General features: G+C 70.0%; 13 protein-coding genes. 7 read left to right on the top strand and 6 right to left on the bottom strand.

Going from position 1 to position 18,747, the window contains the following annotated elements:
* Positions 1-8 precede the first annotated feature (8 nt).
* The 3 genes from H5399_RS02935 to mptB are packed head-to-tail and all read right to left on the bottom strand — an operon-like array spanning position 9 to position 3,378.
* Positions 9-884 (bottom strand): ABC transporter permease subunit, encoded by an 876-nt coding sequence (locus H5399_RS02935; protein ID WP_182781514.1) that lies wholly within the window; start codon positions 882-884, stop codon positions 9-11.
* Positions 881-1,855 carry an ABC transporter ATP-binding protein gene (locus H5399_RS02930; protein ID WP_182781513.1) on the bottom strand — a complete coding sequence of 325 codons (975 nt, stop codon included), beginning with the start codon at positions 1,853-1,855 and terminating at the stop codon, positions 881-883. Before H5399_RS02930 ends, H5399_RS02935 begins: the two co-directional genes overlap by 4 nt.
* A 59-nt stretch (positions 1,856-1,914) precedes the next feature.
* On the bottom strand, positions 1,915-3,378 hold the full coding sequence (gene mptB, locus H5399_RS02925; RefSeq protein WP_182781512.1) for a polyprenol phosphomannose-dependent alpha 1,6 mannosyltransferase MptB: 1,464 nt from the start codon (positions 3,376-3,378) through the stop codon (positions 1,915-1,917).
* A 145-nt stretch (positions 3,379-3,523) separates the two neighbouring features.
* Between mptB and H5399_RS02920 the strand changes: the two genes are divergently transcribed.
* The 5 genes from H5399_RS02920 to deoC all read left to right on the top strand — a co-directional run bounded on the left by H5399_RS02920 (position 3,524) and on the right by deoC (position 8,499).
* Positions 3,524-4,882 carry an NAD(P)/FAD-dependent oxidoreductase gene (locus H5399_RS02920; RefSeq protein WP_182781511.1) on the top strand — a complete coding sequence of 453 codons (1,359 nt, stop codon included), beginning with the start codon at positions 3,524-3,526 and terminating at the stop codon, positions 4,880-4,882.
* 2 nt (positions 4,883-4,884) lie between these two features.
* Complete coding sequence (locus H5399_RS02915; protein WP_182781510.1) at positions 4,885-5,355, top strand: DoxX family protein; 471 nt, start codon at positions 4,885-4,887, stop codon at positions 5,353-5,355.
* 40 nt (positions 5,356-5,395) lie between these two features.
* Positions 5,396-6,121: a response regulator transcription factor gene (locus H5399_RS02910; RefSeq protein ID WP_182781509.1), complete on the top strand. Its 726-nt coding sequence runs from the start codon at positions 5,396-5,398 to the stop codon at positions 6,119-6,121.
* Positions 6,118-7,602 (top strand): ATP-binding protein, encoded by a 1,485-nt coding sequence (locus tag H5399_RS02905; RefSeq protein ID WP_182781508.1) that lies wholly within the window; start codon positions 6,118-6,120, stop codon positions 7,600-7,602. The genes H5399_RS02910 and H5399_RS02905 overlap by 4 nt, the downstream gene beginning before the upstream one ends.
* Positions 7,603-7,803: 201 nt before the next feature.
* Positions 7,804-8,499, top strand: coding sequence for a deoxyribose-phosphate aldolase (gene deoC, locus H5399_RS02900; RefSeq protein WP_182781507.1), 696 nt, complete (start codon positions 7,804-7,806; stop codon positions 8,497-8,499).
* Between the two features lie 661 nt (positions 8,500-9,160).
* Here the strand turns inward: deoC and H5399_RS02895 are convergent.
* Positions 9,161-11,038, bottom strand: coding sequence for an ABC transporter ATP-binding protein (locus H5399_RS02895; RefSeq protein WP_182781506.1), 1,878 nt, complete (start codon positions 11,036-11,038; stop codon positions 9,161-9,163).
* A gap of 123 nt (positions 11,039-11,161) precedes the next feature.
* Between H5399_RS02895 and dcd the strand changes: the two genes are divergently transcribed.
* The gene (dcd, locus tag H5399_RS02890; RefSeq protein ID WP_182781505.1) at positions 11,162-11,737 is read left to right on the top strand and encodes a dCTP deaminase; all 576 of its coding nucleotides are present in this window, start codon (positions 11,162-11,164) and stop codon (positions 11,735-11,737) included.
* A 703-nt stretch (positions 11,738-12,440) separates the two neighbouring features.
* On the opposite strand, the gene H5399_RS02885 is transcribed toward dcd, so the two are convergent.
* Complete coding sequence (locus tag H5399_RS02885; protein WP_182781504.1) at positions 12,441-14,192, bottom strand: aminotransferase class I/II-fold pyridoxal phosphate-dependent enzyme; 1,752 nt, start codon at positions 14,190-14,192, stop codon at positions 12,441-12,443.
* Between the two features lie 218 nt (positions 14,193-14,410).
* Here H5399_RS02885 and ileS point away from each other — a divergent pair, with 218 nt between their 5' ends.
* Positions 14,411-17,560 carry an isoleucine--tRNA ligase gene (ileS, locus tag H5399_RS02880; RefSeq protein ID WP_220490735.1) on the top strand — a complete coding sequence of 1,050 codons (3,150 nt, stop codon included), beginning with the start codon at positions 14,411-14,413 and terminating at the stop codon, positions 17,558-17,560.
* A 121-nt stretch (positions 17,561-17,681) separates the two neighbouring features.
* Here the strand turns inward: ileS and H5399_RS02875 are convergent, their stop codons facing one another.
* Positions 17,682-18,677, bottom strand: coding sequence for a Gfo/Idh/MocA family protein (locus tag H5399_RS02875; RefSeq protein WP_182781503.1), 996 nt, complete (start codon positions 18,675-18,677; stop codon positions 17,682-17,684).
* Between the last annotated feature and the right edge of the window lie 70 nt (positions 18,678-18,747).

The raw sequence follows: 18,747 nt of genomic DNA, 5'->3' as shown, positions 1-18,747 counted from the left end.
GGTCTTCGCTAGTTCTTGATGTCGCGGCGTTCGAAGAGCGGAAGGGTGACGGCCGCTGCCAGCGCGGTGACGACGAGGTGGTAGCCCACCGCCTCGGCGCGGCCGATCTCATACAGCTGCTGCCCATGAGCGCCTTGGCCAAGGACGAAGCCGTCCAGCAGCGCTATGCCCTGCTGGGTGGGGAGCAGATGAGGCAGCCAGGCCGCCGCCTCAGTTTCGGAGCCGATCCGCTGAGCCAGGATGTCGGCCACGAAGACGCCGACCACCAGCACTCCGGCACCGGAGGCTCCACCGAGGAGCACTGTGAGCAGTGCCCCCAGGACGCCCAGGATGGCCCCGTAGAAGCCGGCGGACAGCACCAGCGCGAGCAGGCTGGTGGTGGCGTCGAGGGCGGCGTATCCGTTCATCGCCACGAACCAGACCGCCGACACCACGGTGCTGGTGACCATCGCTGTGGCCATCAGGGCGGCGCCGAGCAGTCCGGCGACCGCGGTACGGGCCACGACCAGAACCGATCGACGGGGCGTGAAGGTGAGCTGGGTTCCGATGGCCCCGGACCGCAGATCGGAGCTCACCGACAACATCACGATCAGCAGCGCGAGAGCGCCCATCAGCATCGCGTACGGCATGAGGCCGGAGTTGACGACGTCGCTGAACGTCCACGGGGTGCGCAGGTAGTCGGAGACCCTGCAGTCCGGGCACTGCTCGGCGGGGATGGTGGCGAAGATCTCCGCCGCCTCGTCGTGGTCCGCGCCGGTCAGGGGACGCGCGCCCTCCATCCACAGCACCGGCACCATGAGGCTCATCAGCAGGACCCCGACCAGGCTCCACCTCGTGCGGCGCCTGTAGCGCAGCCGCGACAGTTCGGCTCTCAGCATGTTCATGCGACGTCCCGGCGGCGGCCCTGGGAGCCGACGAGATCCGCGCCCGAGGTGAGGTCCAGGAAGACCCGCTCAAGGCTCTGCCGATCCAGCGAGAGGTGATCCGGCCAGAGGTCCGCGCGGCCGAGTTGGCGCGCGATCTCGGCTGGGTCCGGCGGAGCGGCGTCGCGGCCGAGCACCCGCAGGCCTCCCTCGGCGGGCTCGACCCGCCACCCGCCGCGCCGCAGCACCTCGGCGGCTTCGACGGGGCGGTCGATGCCGAGCCGGACGTGCGGCGCGGCACCGGAGAGGAACTGATCCATCGGCCCCTCCGCCACCACCCGGCCCTGCGCGATGATCGAGACCGAGTCCGCGATCTGTTCGATCTCGGAGAGGATGTGCGAGGCCACCAGCACCGTGATGCCGGCGTCGGCGAGGTCGCGCATGGTGGCGCGGATGTCGCGGATCCCGACCGGGTCCAGGCCGTTGGTGGGCTCGTCGAAGATGAGCAGCTCGGGGCGCTTGAGGAGGGTGGCGGCGATCGCGAGCCGCTGCTTCATGCCGAGGGAGAACGTGCCGAAGTCGCGGTCGGCGTCCGCGGCCAGGCCCACCTCGAGCAGCACCTCGGTGACGCGACGGCGGGTGACGCCGATGGAGTCGGCCAGCACGTCGAGGTTGTGCCGCCCGCTCATCCGCGGCGCGAACTTCGGCGATTCGACGATGGCGCCCACCCGTCCGATCACCGCGGGCAGGTCTCGGGGCACGTCGTGCCCGAGGAGCGTGACGGTGCCCGCCTGCGCGCGGACGAGGCCCAGCAGGATGCGGATGGAGGTGGTCTTGCCGGACCCGTTGGGGCCGAGCAGGCCGTGGACCCCGCCGCGTGGCACGTGAAGGTCCAGCCCGGCGAGGACCGGGTGCCTGCCGTAGCGCTTCACCAGGCCGGTGGCCTCGACGGCCCACTCAGTGCCGCCGTCGGGCCAGGAGATCTCTGACATAGGACACGACGGTAGTGCGGATGGCCGCTGCCGCCATCCCCCCGTGGTCTCCGTCCGGGTCAACGAAGCGAGGACCGCGGGGGCAGCGGGGAGACGCCCCGCCGCGACATCTCGCTCCACAGCCACCACAGCGGCACCGCGAGCAGAGGCATGGCGATGAGCGGCGCCACCAGCGTCTGCAACGCCGGCAGCAGGGTGAACCCGACCACCACCACCAGCCACGCCCGGTCCCAGCGTGGACCCGCGAGCCAGAACACGTAGAGCGGCAGCAGCATGGTCAGATACCAGGGCTGCAGCGCGGGCCCGAGCACGCAGAAGGCCGCCAAGACGGCCAGCATGAACGCCCAGGGGCGCCTGGGGTCGTCGCCGCGGGGGCCGATCCTGACCCACAACGCGACGAAGGCCGCCAGCAGCAGCACCGTCGACACGGTGGTGACGGCCGGGTTGACCACGTCGTCCGGCAGCGGGTAGCGCAGCGCCTCGGCCAGCCAGGACAGGGGGGCGTTGCTCATGGCCCCGATCGGGTTGCCGGCGGTGGGGTTGCCCCAGCCGAATCCGAACCGCAGCGACACCAGCGCGAACACCGCGATCGTCACGGCGCCGGGCACCGCCGCGACCACGGCGAGCCTCCACCAGCCCGCCGTCGGGCTTGGGGCTGGGGCTGCGCCGTCGCGAGTCGGGGGCGCAAGCCCGTGCGGGAAGCGGGCCGCCCACCCGACGGCGACCACTCCGAGCCCGTACACCGCCGCCGTCTGTTTCACCCCCATGGCGAGCCCCAGCAGAACACCGGCGACGAGCAGTCCTCGCCACCCGCGCCACCCCAGGTCCGTGACGGCCAGGACGGCGGCGACGGCGAGGGTGACCATGAAGGCGTCGTTGTGCACCCCGCCGATCCACTGCACGAGCATGATCGGGTTGAGCACGCCAGCCCACAGCGCGAGGCCCACGTCGACGCCGAATCGCCGCGCCAGCCGTCGCACCACCCAGGCCAGGCCGATCAGCGCGAGCACGTTGGGCACCCTGAGCGCCACCGTCGTCCAGAAGAGGTCGCTGCCGGTCAGCCGCGCGATCATCCCGAACAGCTCCAGCGACAGCGCCGGGTACACGGCGGTGGTCTTGTGCCAGTGAACGCCCACCAGCAGCCCGGGCAGGCCGGCCTCCCCCAGGGGGGTGGTGTAGGGGTCCAGGCCGCGCGCCACCATCCAGCCCTGCGCGGCGTAGGCGTACGCGTCGCGGGAATACATGGGCAGGGCGAACATCATGGGCGCGGACCAGATGGCCGCCGCCACCAGGGGATGCCGCCACAAGGGGCCAAGCTGCCACCAGGCGAGCACGAGGACGCTCAGCGCGGGCAGGGACACCAGGGGCCGCCACCAGCTGTCGCCGCGCTCCAACAATCCGGGCGCATCAGCGAATTGGGCCCCGACAAGGATCAACACCGCCAGCAGGCCCGCCGTGATCCACCACCACGGGTGCACTGGCCGGCCGTGTGGTGTGGGTCTGAGCCAGGCGGCCAACGTCACGCGGGGGCCCTCCTCCTCGGTCCAGGACGGTTCAGCCTACCCCGGCCGCGATCCGCGACAGTGCGGTGCCCCCGCCGACGGGCGGTTACCCTTTCTGAATGAACCACACGGCCGGCACCCTCCCCCAAGCCCCCGAGGCGGCAGCATGAGCAGGCATCGCGTAGTCATCATCGGCTCCGGATTCGGCGGGCTGTTCGCGGCCAAGGCGCTGAAGCGGGCCGACGTCGAGGTCACGCTCATCGCGAAAACCACCCACCACCTCTTCCAGCCGCTGCTCTACCAGGTGGCCACCGGGGTGCTGTCCGAAGGCGAGATCGCGCCCGCCACCCGCGAGATCCTGCGGAGGCAGTCCAACGCACAGGTGCTGCTGGGCCTCGTCGAGGACATCGACCTGACCAACCGCGTGGTCAAGTGGCGCTTCCACGACCAGTTCAGCGAGACCCCCTACGACTCCCTCATCGTCGCCGCCGGCGCCGGCCAGTCCTACTTCGGCAACGACCAGTTCGCCACCTTCGCTCCGGGCATGAAGTCCATCGACGACGCCCTCGAGCTGCGCGCGCGCATCTTCAGCTCCTTCGAGATCGCCGAGTTCACCCGCGACGAGGAGGAGCGACGGCGGATGCTGACCTTCGCCGTCGTCGGCGCCGGACCCACGGGTGTCGAGATGGCCGGGCAGATCCGCGAGCTGGCCACCTCGACGCTGCGCGACGAGTTCCGCACCATCGACCCGAGCACGGCGCGCGTGCTCCTCATCGACGGCGCCGCGCAGGTGTTGCCGCCGTTCGGCCCGGAGCTGGGCGCCAAGGCGCAGAAGACGCTGGAGCGGCTGGGGGTTGAGGTCAAGCTGAACGCGCTCGTCACGGGCGTCGACGAGAACGGCCTCACCATCAAGTACCAGGACGGCACGCAGGAGCGCATCGAGTCGTTCGCCAAGGTGTGGGCTGCCGGAGTCCAGGGCAACAAGCTGGGCCGCACGCTGGCGGACCAGTCGGGCGCCGAGCTGGACCGCGCCGGGCGTGTGGTGGTGGCCGAGGATCTGTCGCTGCCCGGGCACCCGGAGGTGTTCGTGGTGGGTGACCTGATGTCCGTGCCGGGCGTGCCGGGCGTGGCCCAGGGGGCGATCCAGGGCGCGAGGCACGCCGCGGCCAAGATCCGCTCGCGCATCGAGCACGCGGGGGATCCGGGAGCCTTCACCTACAAGGACAAGGGCTCCATGGCCACCATCTCCAAGTTCGCGGCGGTGGCGACGATCGGCTCCATCAAGCTCACCGGTTTCGTGGCCTGGGTGGCCTGGCTGTTCCTGCACCTGCTCTACATCGCCGGGTTCAAGCAGCGCGTCACCACGCTGCTGAGCTGGGCGTTGACGTTCCTCACCAACGGGCGGTCGCAGCGCGTCGTCACCAATCAGCAAATGGTGGGACGCCTGGCGTTGGAGCACCTGGGATCGAGAAGTTCTGGCAGGCTGATCAGAGGTAAGAAGGACGAACTGAAGCCTGGGGGCTGAACATGAAGGCATTTCTGCGGGTGGTGCGCGACATCGCGCTGCTGATAGCGCGCATCGTCGCAGGCGTCACGCTGGTGGCGCACGGGTGGCACCGCTGGCAGGAGACGGGCATCGACGCCCAGGTGGCCCTCCTCGAAGCAGCCGGGCTCCCCTACGGGACTGGGCTGGTGGTGACCACCATCGCGTTCGAGCTCATCGGTGGAGTGCTGCTGGCGTTCGGGCTCGCAACGCCCCTGGTGGGTTTGGGCATCGTGGTGCTCAACGTGGCCATCATCCTCACCACGAACGCCAACGGACCGTTCTACCTGCACCTGGGCGGCTGGGAGTACAACGCCATCCAGGCCGCGCTCGGCCTGCTCTTCCTCGTCTACGGCTCCGGACGCGCAGGGCTGGACGCCCTGTTCGTGCGCCCCAGGGACGAGACAGACAGCCTCATCGACGAGGCGCCTGGCACACAGACTTCTCACAGATAACCCATAGCTGGGGCCCCAGGTGGGGTGCCACAGTAGTGCCATGGCAATCACCGATCCCCTCACGCGCCCCGACGGCACCGCGATCCGCATTCTCACCGTCGACGACGAGCCCAGCCTGATCGAGTTGCTGTCGATGGCCATGCGCTACGAGGGGTGGGACGTGTATACGGCCTCCACCGGCAGCGACGCGGTGCGCGTGGCGAGGGAGGCGCAGCCGGACGCGCTGGTGCTGGACATGATGCTGCCGGACTTCGACGGCCTCGAGGTGATGCGCCGCATCCGCGCCGAGCAACCCGATGTGCCGGTGATCTTCCTGACCGCCCGCGACGGGGTGTCGGATCGGGTCGCCGGGCTCACCGCCGGCGGCGACGACTACGTCACCAAGCCGTTCTCGCTGGAGGAGGTCATCGCCCGGCTCCGTGGCCTGCTGCGTCGCAGCGGCGCCACCAGCGTGCGGCTCGACACGCAGCTCGTGGTCGGCGACTTGGTGCTGGACGAGGATTCCCACGAGGTGACCCGGGCCGGGGCGCAGATCAAGCTGACCGCCACCGAGTTCGAGCTGCTGCGCTTCCTCATGCGCAACCCCAGGCGCGTCCTGTCGAAGGCGCAGATCCTGGACCGCGTCTGGAACTACGACTTCGGCGGCCAGGCCAACGTCGTCGAGTTGTACATCTCCTACCTGCGCAAGAAGATCGACGCGGACCGCGAGCCCATGATCCACACCATGCGCGGGGCCGGCTACGTGCTTCGTCCGGCGGGCGCATGACACGGGAGCAGCAGCGGGGGTCGCTGGCGGGGCAGCTGCAGCCGCGGCTGGTGTTGACGGTCGCGGTGATGGGCATCCTCGTGGCGCTCACCACGGTGCTGGCGCTGCGCACCATCCTGTACAACCAGCTCGACGCGGAACTCGACGCGGCGCAGGTGCGTCAGAGCCGCAGCGACGGACCCTACGATGGCCCACCCGGCCTGGAGACCCCCGGCATGAGGGTGGGCACCGTGATCGCGGCGGAGCTCACCAACGGCACGGCCCTCGGCGGGGTCGTCGGCGACGGATCCACCAGCTCGTCGATGACGGTGGCGGCATGGGAGGCGCTGCTCGCGGTCCCGGTCGACAACAACAAGCACACCGTCAGCGTCCCCGGGCTCGGCGACTACCGGGTTCAGGCGCGCGCCACGCCGATCGGGACGGTGGTGGTCGGCCTACCGGTGGCGGACATTCAGCGGACGGTGCTGTGGTTGTCGCTGTTGGCGGCAGCTGTGAGCCTCGTGGCGATCTCGGCCACTGCTGCGGTGACGCGCGCGGTGCTGGTGAGCGCCACCCAGCCACTCGTCGCTTTGACGGACACAGCCGACGAGGTGAGCCGGCTGGAGCTGGAGCGCGGCTCGGTGGCTGTGCCGCGGGTCGAGACCGGGCCGTTGCCCGAGAACAACGAGGTGACGCGGCTGTCTACGGCGTTCAACCAAATGCTGGGGCGCGTGGAGGGGGCGCTGCTGGCGCGCGAGAGCTCGGAGGCGAAGCTTCGGCGGTTCGTGGCAGATGCGTCGCACGAGCTACGCAATCCCCTGGCGGCGATCCGCGGATACGCGGAGCTGGGGCAGCGTTCACCGGAGGGGACCCCGCACGCGCTGAACCGGATCGGGGCCGAATCGGAGCGGATGACGAAGCTGGTCAACGACCTGCTGCTACTGGCCCGGCTGGACGCGGACGCATCCGTGGAGCTGAGGCCTGTGGACGCAGTCGAGGTGGTCCTCAACGCGGTCAGCGACGCGCAGGCCGTCAGCCGCGACCACCGCTGGGTGCTGGACCTGCCGGAGCAGGGCGTCGAGGTGCTGGCGGACGCGGACCAGCTGCACCAGGTGATGGTGAACCTGCTGTCCAACGCCCGCACCCACACCCCGCCCGGCACGACGGTGACCACCGCCGTGTCCGCGCTGCCGGGGGCGCCGTTCGGTGGGCACGCGGCGGGCGCGGGTGTCGCGGTGATCCACGTGATCGACGACGGGCCGGGGATCCCTGAGGAGGCGCTGCCGCAGGTGTTCGAGCGGTTCGTGCGGGCCGACGATGCGAGGGCCCACTCGGCGGCGCAGTCCACCGGGCTGGGGCTGGCGATCGTGCGCGCGGTCGTCGAGGGATTCGGCGGGACGGCGACGGTGGAGTCGCGGCCGGGACGGACGTGCTTCACGGTGACGCTGCCGCTCGCGCCGGCCCACACTCCGATCCGGCCCGGTGACCACCTCCCCGGGTGAGGGGCTTTTCCAGTGGGGATTCTGGGACGGTAGACCGTCCCTGACCCCACACTGAAAATGCGCCCAGCGGCGTCGGTCCCGCTCATCGGGCCGTCCAAGGCTGTAGCCCGCTCCGAAACACCAGGAACGCCCCGCATCCACGTAGTCTCGTGGCCGTTGAAACAGCCCACCGTCGGGCCAGCAGGAAGAGAAGGACAATCCATGGAGATCACGCGCTCTGCGCTCGCCCAGATGGTGGACCACACGCTGCTGAAGACCGACGCCACCCGCGCCCAGGTCTCCGCGCTCGTCGCGGAGGCGCGGGAGCTGGGCGTGTACTCGGTGTGCGTGTCTCCGTCGATGCTGCCCATCACAGAAGATCTGGGCGACGTGAACGTGGCCACGGTGTGCGGGTTCCCCTCGGGCAATCACACCGCTGCGGCGAAGGCGGCAGAGGCTGCCGAATCGTCCCAGCTGGGCGCCGATGAGATCGACATGGTGATCAACATCGGCCTCCTCAAGGAGGGCCGGGCTGACGCCGTCGAGGCGGAGATCCGCGCCGTGCGCGAGGCGACGACGGGGCTGCTCAAGGTGATCATCGAGTCCGCTGCGCTGACCGACGAGGAGATCGTCGCCGCGTGCCGGGCCGCCGAGACCGCGGGGGCCGACTATGTGAAGACCTCCACCGGCTTCCATCCGGCCGGCGGCGCGTCGGTGCACGCGGTGGAGTTGATGGCGGCGACGGTGGGCGAGCGCCTGGGCGTCAAGGCCAGTGGCGGGATCCGCGACTACGCGACGGCCAATGCGATGGTCGAGGCGGGGGCGACGCGGCTGGGACTGTCGGGGTCGCGGGCGGTGCTCGACGGAGCCGACGGCGTCGCCACCTCGAAGCACGTCGGCATGGGCTCCGCCTACTGACCCTGGTCGCGTGACTACTCCGCACTAGAGCGGGTTGTGCGGGGATCCGGGAGCCGACGCGCGGGCGGCCCCCTGGTGGCGGGTCGGATCTTCGTCCGTGGCATTGCTGTGGCTGGGCAGATTGAGGGCCGCCCGCGCCTCGGTTCCCGGCTCCCCGCTGATGTGCCCTGTGGCGTGGTCGGGTCCGGAGGACGGTAGTCGGGGCGGCGCTGTGGCCGGGCCTACCTGAGCGGGATGCGAGCTGGGTGATCCTCAGGATGGGCACCGCTGCGCAGTGCCGCCCCGCCTCCGTCCCCCTTGCTCGCTGGGTCCAGGGCGTCAGTCGCTGAAACGAGCATGGGGAATCGAAACGAATCCTCGAGGGTGGGGAACGGCAGGGCGGCTCCGCGTCGGGATGCCCAACCTTGGGATCACCCGGCTGGCCTCCCGCCTCGGCGGACTGTTGCCAGGGCCGCCCTGACGGGCCGCACCCGGACCCGACGACGCCACGCGCAGAACGAGTGCGGGGAGGCGGGAATCGAGGCCCGGGCGGCCTCACGACCCGACCCAAGCAGACCTGCGGGTGCGAACGGATCATGGACCAGCGGCCGCCCGGGTCTCGACTCACGGCTCCCGGCACCGGCAGCCGTTTCGGTCAGCCGGTCGGATCGCCGTCGCGCCCTCAGTCGCTGAACTGGGTGGCGTACAGCGTGGCGTACGACCCGCCCGCGGACAGCAGCTCAGCGTGGGTTCCCCGCTCGACGACCCGGCCGTCCTCCACGACGAGGATCTGGTCCGCGTGCCGCACCGTCGACAACCGGTGGGCGATGACGATCGCGGTGCGGCCGGCCCGGGCGGTGTCGAGCGCCCGCTGTACCAACGTCTCCGACTCCGAGTCCAGGTGCGCCGTCGCCTCGTCGAGGACCAGGATCGGCGGGGCCTTCAGGAGCAGCCGGGCGATCGCGAACCGCTGCCGCTCCCCGCCGCTCAGCCGGTAGCCGCGCTCGCCCACGACTGTGCCCAGCCCGTCGGGCAGCCGCCGCACCAGTCCCGCGATCTGCGCCGCCTCCAGCGCCGCCCACAGTTCCTCGGCCGTTGCTGACGGGCGGGCGTAGCGGAGGTTTGCGTCGATCGTGTCGTGGAACAGGTGCGCGTCCTGGGTGACGTAGCCGATCTCATCCTGCAGCGAGGCAAGGGCCAGCCGTCGCACGTCCTCCCCCGCGATCTCGACCCTCCCGGAATCAACGTCGTACAGCCGCGCGAGCAGGTGGGTGATGGTGGTCTTCCCCGCCCCCGACGGCCCCACCAGCGCCACCGTCTGCCCGGGCTCAGCTTCGAACGCCACCCCCTTGAGCACAGGCTGGTTGGCCGACTCCCCGGCGGCGGCCGTCGGCTCCAACGACTCAAGCGACACCGTCGCCGCGTCCGGATAGGTGAACCACACGTCGCGGAACGCCACCGAAGGAGGACCGGAGACGGGCTTGGCATCTGGAGCGTCGACGATCAGGGGTTCGAGGTCCAGGACCTCGAAGACCCTCTCGAAGCTGACCAGCGCGCTCATGATGTCCACCCGCAGGTTGGACAGCTGCATCAGCGGCCCGTACAGCCGGGCGAGGAGTGCCACCAGCGCCGTGAGCGTCCCGACGGTCAACTCGTCCTGTGCCGCCGCGACCCCGCCGAACCCGTAGAACAGCGCCGTCGCCAGCGCCCCGACGAGCCCCATCGTCGTCATGAACACCCGCGAGATCATCGCGATCTTCACACCCGAGTCCGCCACGTCCTTGGACTGCTTGGCGAAGATCCGATGCTCGGTGTCCAGGTCCCCGAAGAGCTTGACGAGCAGCGCCCCGGAGACGGTGAACCGCTCGGTCATGGTGGCCGACATCTCCGCGTTCTGGGTCATCCGCAGCCGCGACAGTCCCGCCAGCTTGGTGCCCACCATCCGTGCCGGCACCATGAAGATCGGCAGCAACACCAGCGCCGCCAGGGTCAGTGGCCAGGACAGCGCCAGCATTGACGCCAGCACCAGCACCAGCGTGATGGAGTTGCTGACGACGGTGGACAGCGTCGAGGTGAACGCCTGCTGGGCGCCGTTGACGTCCGACTGCAGCCGCGACACCAGCTTCCCCGTGTGCGAGCGGCTGAAGAACGCGATGGGCATCCGGAGCATGTGGTCGAAGATCTGGGTGCGCATCGAATAGATCAGCCCCTCGCCGATCCTGGCCGAGCACCATCGCTCCACGATCTGCAGCAGCGCCGACCCCACCGCCATACCGGCGACGGCGACCGCCAGCCAGATGATGACCTCGATGTCGCCCGCGAGCACGCCGTCGTCGATGATCCGCTGGAACAGCAGCAGCGGCGCCACCGACAGCGCGCTGCTGGCGATCACGGTGACGAGGAAGATGATGATGAGGCCCTTGAAGGGCGAGCCGTAGGCGATCACCCGACGGGCGGTGCCGCGGTCCAATTTGTGCTGCTTGATCGCCGGGTCCGCCGCGAGGCGCCCGAGCATCCGGCCGCCGCCCATGCCGCCGCCGCCCCCCTGCCCGACGCTCATCCGCCACCCCTCGCCGCCCGTCGTCGGGCTGGTCGCCGGGGCCCGCGCCGCGGCTCACCCAGCCTAGCCGTGCCTGCATGGTCCTGATGTCGCTGAGGGCGTGCGGGGCGTTAGGCTCTGCCCATGCTGCTGAGCGACCGCGACATCCTCGGAGAAGTCCACACAGGGGGGATCCTCCTCGACCCCTGGGATCCCAGCATGGTCCAGCCGTCCAGCGTGGATGTGCGGCTCGACAAGTTCTTCCGGGTGTTCGAGAACCACCGCTACCCGTCGATCGACCCGTCGGTGGAGCAGCCGGATCTCACCCGCCTCATCGAGACGCCGGTGGACGAGCCGTTCGTGCTGCACCCCGGCGAGTTCGTGCTGGGGTCGACGTACGAGCGGGTCACGCTCGGTCCGGCGGTCGCGGCGCGGTTGGAGGGGAAGTCGTCGCTGGGCCGCCTCGGCCTGCTCACGCATTCGACGGCGGGCTTCATCGACCCGGGCTTCTCCGGCCACGTGACCCTCGAGCTGTCCAACATGGCGACGCTGCCGGTGAAGCTCTGGCCTGGGATGAAGATCGGCCAGCTGTGCTTCTTCCAGCTCAGCTCGCCTGCGGAGCATCCGTACGGGTCGTCGCAGTACGGGTCGCGGTACCAGGGCCAGCGCGGGCCGACGCCGTCGCGCTCGCACCTCAACTTCCACCGCACCTCGGTATAGCCCCCTCTCTCGACATGCGACGACGCTGGCGGGCCACTCCCCACCGCTGGTTGAGCCAGCCGCGGCGCGAAGCGCCCGCTGCTGCGTCGACGTTGGTTTGCTGCAGTTGCTGAAGTTGGTTTGCTGCAGTCTCGTCGTGTTGCTGTGTTCGTCGGATGGGTGTTCTGTCTCGTCGGATGAGTCTTGATGGACGCAGTCGTCGGTTTCGACGCGGGCTGCGCCGCTTCGCGGCTTGGCCCGGCTCAACCAGCGTGGGGTTGCGCGCCGCGGCTGGGTCAGGCGATTGCGGTGACAGCCAGGGTGGGGGACGGCAGGGCGGCACTGCGCAGCGGTGCCCAACCCGACGATCACCCAACTGGCGTCCCGCCCCGGCGGACCCGAACCGAGGCCGCCCTGCCGGGTCGCGCCCGAACGCGACGACGCCACCGGCAACCTAGTGCGCGGAGACGGGAGCCGAGGCGCGGGCGGCCTCATTCCCAGACCACAGCGTTGCGGCCACTCAGAGCCAGACGGTGACAACGGCCGCCCGTGCGTCGGGTCCCGACTTCGCGCACCGTGCGCGGGTCGGTTTCGACGCGGGCTGTGCCGCTTCGCGGCTTGGCCCGGCTCAACCAGCGGGAGGCGCGGCTTGGCCCGGCTCAACCCAAGTCGACGCGGGCTGCGCCGCTTCGCGGCTTGGCCCGGCTCAACCGACGGGGGTGGGTCAGCCGCGGGGCGGTTCGATCCGGAGCGACACTCCCTCGCCGATGTCGAGGATCGTCATCATCTCCACCCGCGCGGACGCGCCGTCGCGCAGCGTGAACGGCGTGCCGTCCGGTGGGATCACCAGAGTGCCGTTGACCGCGTGGAGGTCTCGCACGAGGATATCGCCGCCCCCTGACACCTCGACCGCCAGATGATTGCGCGAAATGTCCAGGTGCGGGCTCGGCACCCGTAGCAGGTCGGCATCGATGAACCCGGCCGCCCGCTTGGGGTCGCGGCCGATCACGACGGCGGTAGTCACGTTGACGAAGTCACCCGAGTTGGTGTGCACCCCAGCCAGAGGAGGGAGCGGCATGGGGGCCGTCGGGGGTCCGGCGTGGGTGACGGCCGGCATCGGCGCAGTCGGCGGCCCCGCATCGATGATGGCGGGCATGGGCGCGGTCGGGGGTCCGGCGTCGGTCACGGCCGGCATCGGCGCCGTCTGGTGCCAGGTGGGTACGCCGACGGTGGGCTCGCTTCCCGGGACCTCCGCGTACCCGCCCAGAAGGGGGGTTGCGTCGTCCAGACCGGGCGCGTCGGCCAGGCCCCACTCGTCGATGATCGGCTCTGCACGCCGGGCGCGCACAGCAGCGGAATCCGCGCGCATGCCCGCCAGCGCGGACGACATGCGCTCCACCGCTTCCGCGATGATCTCCCGTGAGGTGGCCAGGTTCACCCGGACGAACTGCTTCGTCTCCGGTGAGAACTCGCGGCCGAGGTTGAACCGGACACGCCCCACGTCGTGGAAGTGCTTGCCAGGGCTGTCGAGCCCCAGCGCCGCGCAGTCCAGCCACGCCAGGTATGTGCCGGCGGAGGGCGTGTAGCTGAGCTCAGGGACCTGCAGTGACAGCTCGTCGGCGAAGAACTCCTTGTTCGCCGCGATCTCCGCAGCCGCCTCGGCCACCCAGTCGCGCGCCTCGTTGAGCGCCGCGGAGTGCGCGAGCACGCCGAAGTAGCTGGCGCCGTCCGAGGTCATGGGGTTGAGCTTCTTCAGCAGCCCTCGGTCGCCGATGATGAGCCCGGCCTTGATCGCCGCCAGGTTCCAGGACTTCGACGCCGAGGTCACGATCAGCGCGTTGGCCGCTCCAGGCACCGTCAGGTAGGGGGTGTGCTCCTCCCCCGCCAAGGGGGCGTGAATCTCGTCGGAGACCACCACGACGCCGAAACGTTCAGCCAGTTCCGCGACCTTCGCCAGCTCGTCGACGGTGTGGATGGTCCCGTTGGGGTTGTGTGGCGAGCACAGCAGGTACACCTTCGGCCGCTGCTCGGCGAACGCTGCCTCCAGCCCGTCCAGATCCAACCGATCCGATACCAGCGGCACGTCGGCGATCCGGCGCCCGGTGCTGGTCACCACGTGCCGGAACGGTGGGTAGATCGGCGAGTTGATCACGACGGCGTCGCCCGGCTCGGAGCAGGCGAGGACCGCCTCGCGCATCCCGGTGACCACGTCCGTGGCGAGCTTCTGGTCCGCCACGTCGATCCGCCAGCCCCACTGCCAATCGGCGTAGTCGGCGAATGCCTCCTGGTAGGCGGGCAGCTCCGGGTAGCCGGTGTCGCCGTCGGCCAGCGCCCGTTCCAGCGCTTCCCGGATGGGCGGCGCCAGGTGGGCGTCCATCTCGGCAACGAACAGGGGCAGCACGTCGGGCTCCCAGCGCCGCCACTTGATGGTGCCGCGCCGGCGCAGCTCGCGAAGGGGGACGTCGAAGATCGCCATGAGCCCAACCTAGCGAAGTGCGGCATAATGGACCCGTCCGCACGGCATTGATGAGGCCATCACCTCGGAGCTGCCGGAAGAACGGCGGGGTCACCCCGCTCAGTAGAACCGGCCGCGGCATGAACAAGAGGGGCGCTTCGGCGTCCAAGAAGGGTGGTACCGCGGGCTTCGGCTCGTCCCTTCACAGCTCAGCGAAGAACGATGAGAAGGACCACCCGATGACCGACGACCCCACCATGGACACCCCCGGCTACCTCGCCGTCCCCGCGCAGGTGGACTTCCCCGCACTTGAGCACGAGATCCTCAGCCTCTGGGGCGAGCGCGACACCTTCACGCGCTCCCTCGAGCGCACCGCCGGCGGCGAGCCGTGGACGTTCTACGAGGGCCCGCCCACCGCGAACGGCATGCCGGGCACGCACCACATCGAGGCCCGCGTCTTCAAGGACCTGTTCCCGCGCTACAAGACGATGCGCGGCCACCGCGTGGAGCGGAAGGCCGGCTGGGACTGCCACGGCCTCCCCGTCGAGCTGGCGGTGGAGAAGGAACTCGGCTTCTCGGGCAAGGCCGACATCGAGGCCTTCGGCATCGAGGCCTTCAACGCGCAGTGCCGCACCTCCGTGCTCCGCCACGTCGACGCGTTCACCGAGCTCACCGAGCGGATGGGCTACTGGGTCAACATCGACGAGGCGTACGTGACGATGACGCCTGAGTACGTCGAGTCCCTGTGGTGGGCGCTGAAGCAGATCCACGGCAAGGGCCTCCTGGAGGAGGACTACCGCGTGGCGCCGTATTGCCCGCGCTGCGGCACGGCACTCTCGGACCACGAGCTCGCGCAGGGCTACGAGGACATCACCGACCCGTCGATCTACGTGCGGTTCCCGCTCACCTCCGGCCCGCTCGCCGGCGAAGTGGACCTGCTGGTGTGGACGACGACGCCGTGGACGCTGGTCAGCAACACCGCCGTCGCGGTGCACCCGGAGGTCACCTACCGGGTGGCGACCCACCCGGAGCAGAAGGCCCTGGTCATCGCCGAGCCCCTGGCCGACAAGGTGCTCGGCGACGAGTGGACCCTCACCGACACCTTCACCGGCCGCGACCTTGAACGTTGGGCCTACCAGCGCCCCCTCGAGCTGGTGGAGTTCCCGGCACCCGCCCACTTCGTGGTGCTCGCCGAGTACGTCACCACCGAGGACGGCTCCGGCCTCGTGCACCAGGCGCCGGCGTTCGGCGAGGACGACATGCACGTCTGCCGCGCCTACGGCCTCCCGTTCGTCAATCCCGTGCGCCGCGACGGCACCTTCGACGAGGACCTCGACCTGGTCGGCGGACAGTTCTTCAAGGACGCAGACAAGGCGATCGTCGCCGACCTCCAGGCCCGCGGCCTCATGTTCCGGGTGCTGGACTACACGCACAGCTACCCGCACTGCTGGCGCTGCCACACCCCGCTGCTCTACTACGCCATGCCGTCGTGGTACATCCGCACCACCAAGATCAAGGATGAGCTGCTCGCGGAGAACGAGGCCACCACCTGGCACCCGGAGACCATCAAGCACGGCCGCTTCGGTGACTGGCTGAACAACAACGTGGACTGGGCGCTCTCGCGGACCCGGTACTGGGGCACCCCGCTGCCGATCTGGCGCTGCGAGGATGACCATCAGGTGTGCGTCGGGTCCCGTGCCGAGCTGAGCGAGCTCACCGGTACCGACCAGAGCGCGCTGGATCCGCACCGCCCCTTCGTCGACGACATCGCCTTCCCCTGCCCCACCTGCGGGAAGGAATCGCGGCGCGTTCCGGAGGTGATCGACGCCTGGTTCGATTCCGGCGCCATGCCGTTCGCCCAATGGGGCTACCCGCACGTGCCCGGCTCCGAGGAGGTGTTCGCGGAGCGCTACCCGGCGGACTTCATCTGCGAGGCCATCGACCAGACCCGCGGCTGGTTCTACTCCCTGATGGCAATCGGCACGCTGGTGTTCGAGCAGTCCTCCTACCGCAACGTCGTCTGCCTCGGACACATCCTCGCCGACGACGGGCGCAAGATGAGCAAGCATCTCGGCAACGTCCTGGAGCCGATCCCGCTCATGGATCAGCACGGCGCGGACGCGGTGCGCTGGTTCATGGCCTGCTCCGGCTCGCCGTGGGTGGCCCGTCGCGTGGGCCACCAGGCCATCGGCGAGACGGTCCGCAAGGTGCTGCTCACCTACTGGAACACGGTGGCCTTCCACACCCTCTACGCGCGGGCCGCGAACTGGACGCCCTCGGGCGAGGCGCCGCCGGTGGCCGAGCGGCACGTGCTGGACGTCTGGCTCACCTCGGCCACCCACCAGCTCATCGTCGACACCACCCGCGCCCTCGACAATTTCGACACCCAGCACTACGGCGCGGTGCTCAGCCAGTTCATCGACACGCTGTCCAACTGGCACGTGCGCCGCTCACGCCGCCGGTTCTGGGCGGGCGACGACGGCGCCCTCTGGACCCTGCACGAGACGCTCAACGTGCTCACCCGCCTGCTGGCGCCGATCATGCCGTTCGTCACCGAGCGCGTGTGGCAGGACCTGTTCTACGCGGCGGATCCCGAGGGCCCAGACTCGGTGCACCTGGCGGACTGGCCGGTGGCCGACGAGTCGCTCATCATCCCCGAGCTCAGCGAGGCGATGGAGCTGACCCGCCGCACCGTCGAACTGGGCCGCGCGGCCCGGGCAGAGTCGAAGGTGAAGATCCGGCAGGCGCTGCGCCGGATGCTGGTGCCGTCGACGATCTTCGAGCGACTCTCGCCTGACCTGCAGGCCGAGATCCGCGCCGAGCTCAACGTGGAGTCCATCGAATCGTTCGCCGCCCACGGTGATCTGGTGGACTACTTCGCCAAGGGCAACTTCCGCAACCTCGGCAAGAGGTTCGCCAAGCGGACCCCGATCGTCGCCAAGGCGATCGCCGAGTTGGACGCCACCTGGCTGGCCACCCAGCTCCGCGACCTCGGCCGCGCAGTGCTCGACGTGGAGGGCGAGGCCGTGGAGGTCACGCCCGAGGACGTGCTCATCACGGAGCGCCCGCGCGAGGGCTGGTCGGTGGTCAACGAGCAGGGCGAGACGGTGGCTCTCGACCTCGAGCTCACGCCCGAGCTGATCCGCTCGGGTCTGGCTCGCGAGGCCATCCGGTTCATCCAGGAGTCGCGGAAGCGCGCGGGCCTGAACGTGTCGGACCGGATCATGGTGGAGCTCGAGGCGGACGCCGAGCTGGCGGAGGCCGTCGAGGCTCACCGGCAGTTCATCGCCGACGAGGTGCTGGCGGTTGTGCTGACCGTCGGCCCCGTCGAGGCTCCCACGGACGAGGACAGCGAGCTCGGCCTCAGGGTGGCCCTGCGCAAGGCCTGACCACCTGCCGTGGGCGTCGGACCCTTGACAGGGCACGACGTCCACGGTTGACTCGCTACATCCATTGTGTGGTCACCACCAGTCCCAACACGCCGGATATGGGGGGACGAGGAGGCTGCCGTCACCCCAGGTCGACGGTGGCCTCCTGGTGTGTCATGCCTGCCTGATGCAGGCACGCCTCAGCGATTCGCATCACCTCGAGCGTGTCGTTCAGCGGCATCGTCGGAGATTCTGTCAGCCCCTCGCGGATGCGTTGGGTCACCTCCGCGAACTCGTGGGAGTACCCGCGGCCGGTCGGCATCGCCTCGATGATCCGGGGGAGCACCCCGTTGCGATGGACGGTGATCATCGACGGGTGGTGGAAGCGGGGCTCCACCTCGATCCAGCCCTTCGTCCCGACGATGACCATCCGGCCAGGGCCGTAGCCGTCGAACCCGAACGTCAGCGACGACAGGGCGTCGCCGGCGTGCACCAGGTTGACCGCCGAGGCCCGCTCGACACCCGACGGGTAGAGCCGGGAACGGCTGCAGATCTCCTTCGCGTCGCCGAGGAAGGCCTGGGCGAAGCTGATCGGATAGACGCCGAGGTCCAGGATGGCGCCACCGCCAAGCTCGGGCGCGAAGAGGCGATGCTCCGGCTGGTACTCCCGGTACGAGTAGAGGTCGCCTTGGAGACCGACGACGTCACCGATGCGCCCCCACGCCACCACCTCGCGCGCCGCGGCGATCACTGGCAGGAACCTGGTCCACATCGCCTCCATCGCGAACACGCCCTTCGCGCGGGCAGCGTCAACCACCTGCTGGGCCCCGGAGAGGGTCGCGGTGAAGGCCTTCTCCACCAGGACGGCCTTGCCGTTGGCGATGGCTGCGAGCGCCACGTCGCGGTGCTGCGGGTGGGGCGTGGCGATGTAGACCACGTCGACGGAGGGGGACTCGAGCAGCTCGCGATAGGAGCCGAACGCGCGCCCGATGTCGTGGTGGGCCGCGAACTCCTGCGCCTTCGCCCTGGTCCGCGACGCGACCGCCACCAACTCCGCCCCGGGGACGAACTGGAAGTCACCGGCGACGCCGTGCGCGATAGCGCCTGTTCCTACGATCCCCCACCGGACGGTATTCATGGCCCCAGGCTAGTGCCGGACTATCGCCCAGGTGCGGGAACCTCGTCGGGACATCCAGTCGGGGAGGGTG

Origin of the sequence: Tessaracoccus sp. MC1627, assembly GCF_014164725.1 — a bacterium.
GTDB lineage: Bacteria > Actinomycetota > Actinomycetes > Propionibacteriales > Propionibacteriaceae > Arachnia.
Note: the sequence above shows the minus strand (reverse complement) of the source record. Positions and strands in the feature narration are given on the sequence as shown.

Coding starts and splice junctions, on each gene's coding strand:
- deoC (WP_182781507.1), top strand. CDS start 7,804: ATGGAGATCACGCGCTCTGCGCTCGCCCAGATGGTGGACCACACGCTG.
- dcd (WP_182781505.1), top strand. CDS start 11,162: ATGCTGCTGAGCGACCGCGACATCCTCGGAGAAGTCCACACAGGGGGG.
- H5399_RS02935 (WP_182781514.1), bottom strand. CDS start 884: ATGAACATGCTGAGAGCCGAACTGTCGCGGCTGCGCTACAGGCGCCGC.
- H5399_RS02905 (WP_182781508.1), top strand. CDS start 6,118: ATGACACGGGAGCAGCAGCGGGGGTCGCTGGCGGGGCAGCTGCAGCCG.
- H5399_RS02885 (WP_182781504.1), bottom strand. CDS start 14,192: ATGGCGATCTTCGACGTCCCCCTTCGCGAGCTGCGCCGGCGCGGCACC.
- ileS (WP_220490735.1), top strand. CDS start 14,411: ATGACCGACGACCCCACCATGGACACCCCCGGCTACCTCGCCGTCCCC.
- H5399_RS02895 (WP_182781506.1), bottom strand. CDS start 11,038: ATGAGCGTCGGGCAGGGGGGCGGCGGCGGCATGGGCGGCGGCCGGATG.
- H5399_RS02915 (WP_182781510.1), top strand. CDS start 4,885: ATGAAGGCATTTCTGCGGGTGGTGCGCGACATCGCGCTGCTGATAGCG.
- H5399_RS02875 (WP_182781503.1), bottom strand. CDS start 18,677: ATGAATACCGTCCGGTGGGGGATCGTAGGAACAGGCGCTATCGCGCAC.
- H5399_RS02910 (WP_182781509.1), top strand. CDS start 5,396: ATGGCAATCACCGATCCCCTCACGCGCCCCGACGGCACCGCGATCCGC.
- H5399_RS02920 (WP_182781511.1), top strand. CDS start 3,524: ATGAGCAGGCATCGCGTAGTCATCATCGGCTCCGGATTCGGCGGGCTG.
- H5399_RS02930 (WP_182781513.1), bottom strand. CDS start 1,855: ATGTCAGAGATCTCCTGGCCCGACGGCGGCACTGAGTGGGCCGTCGAG.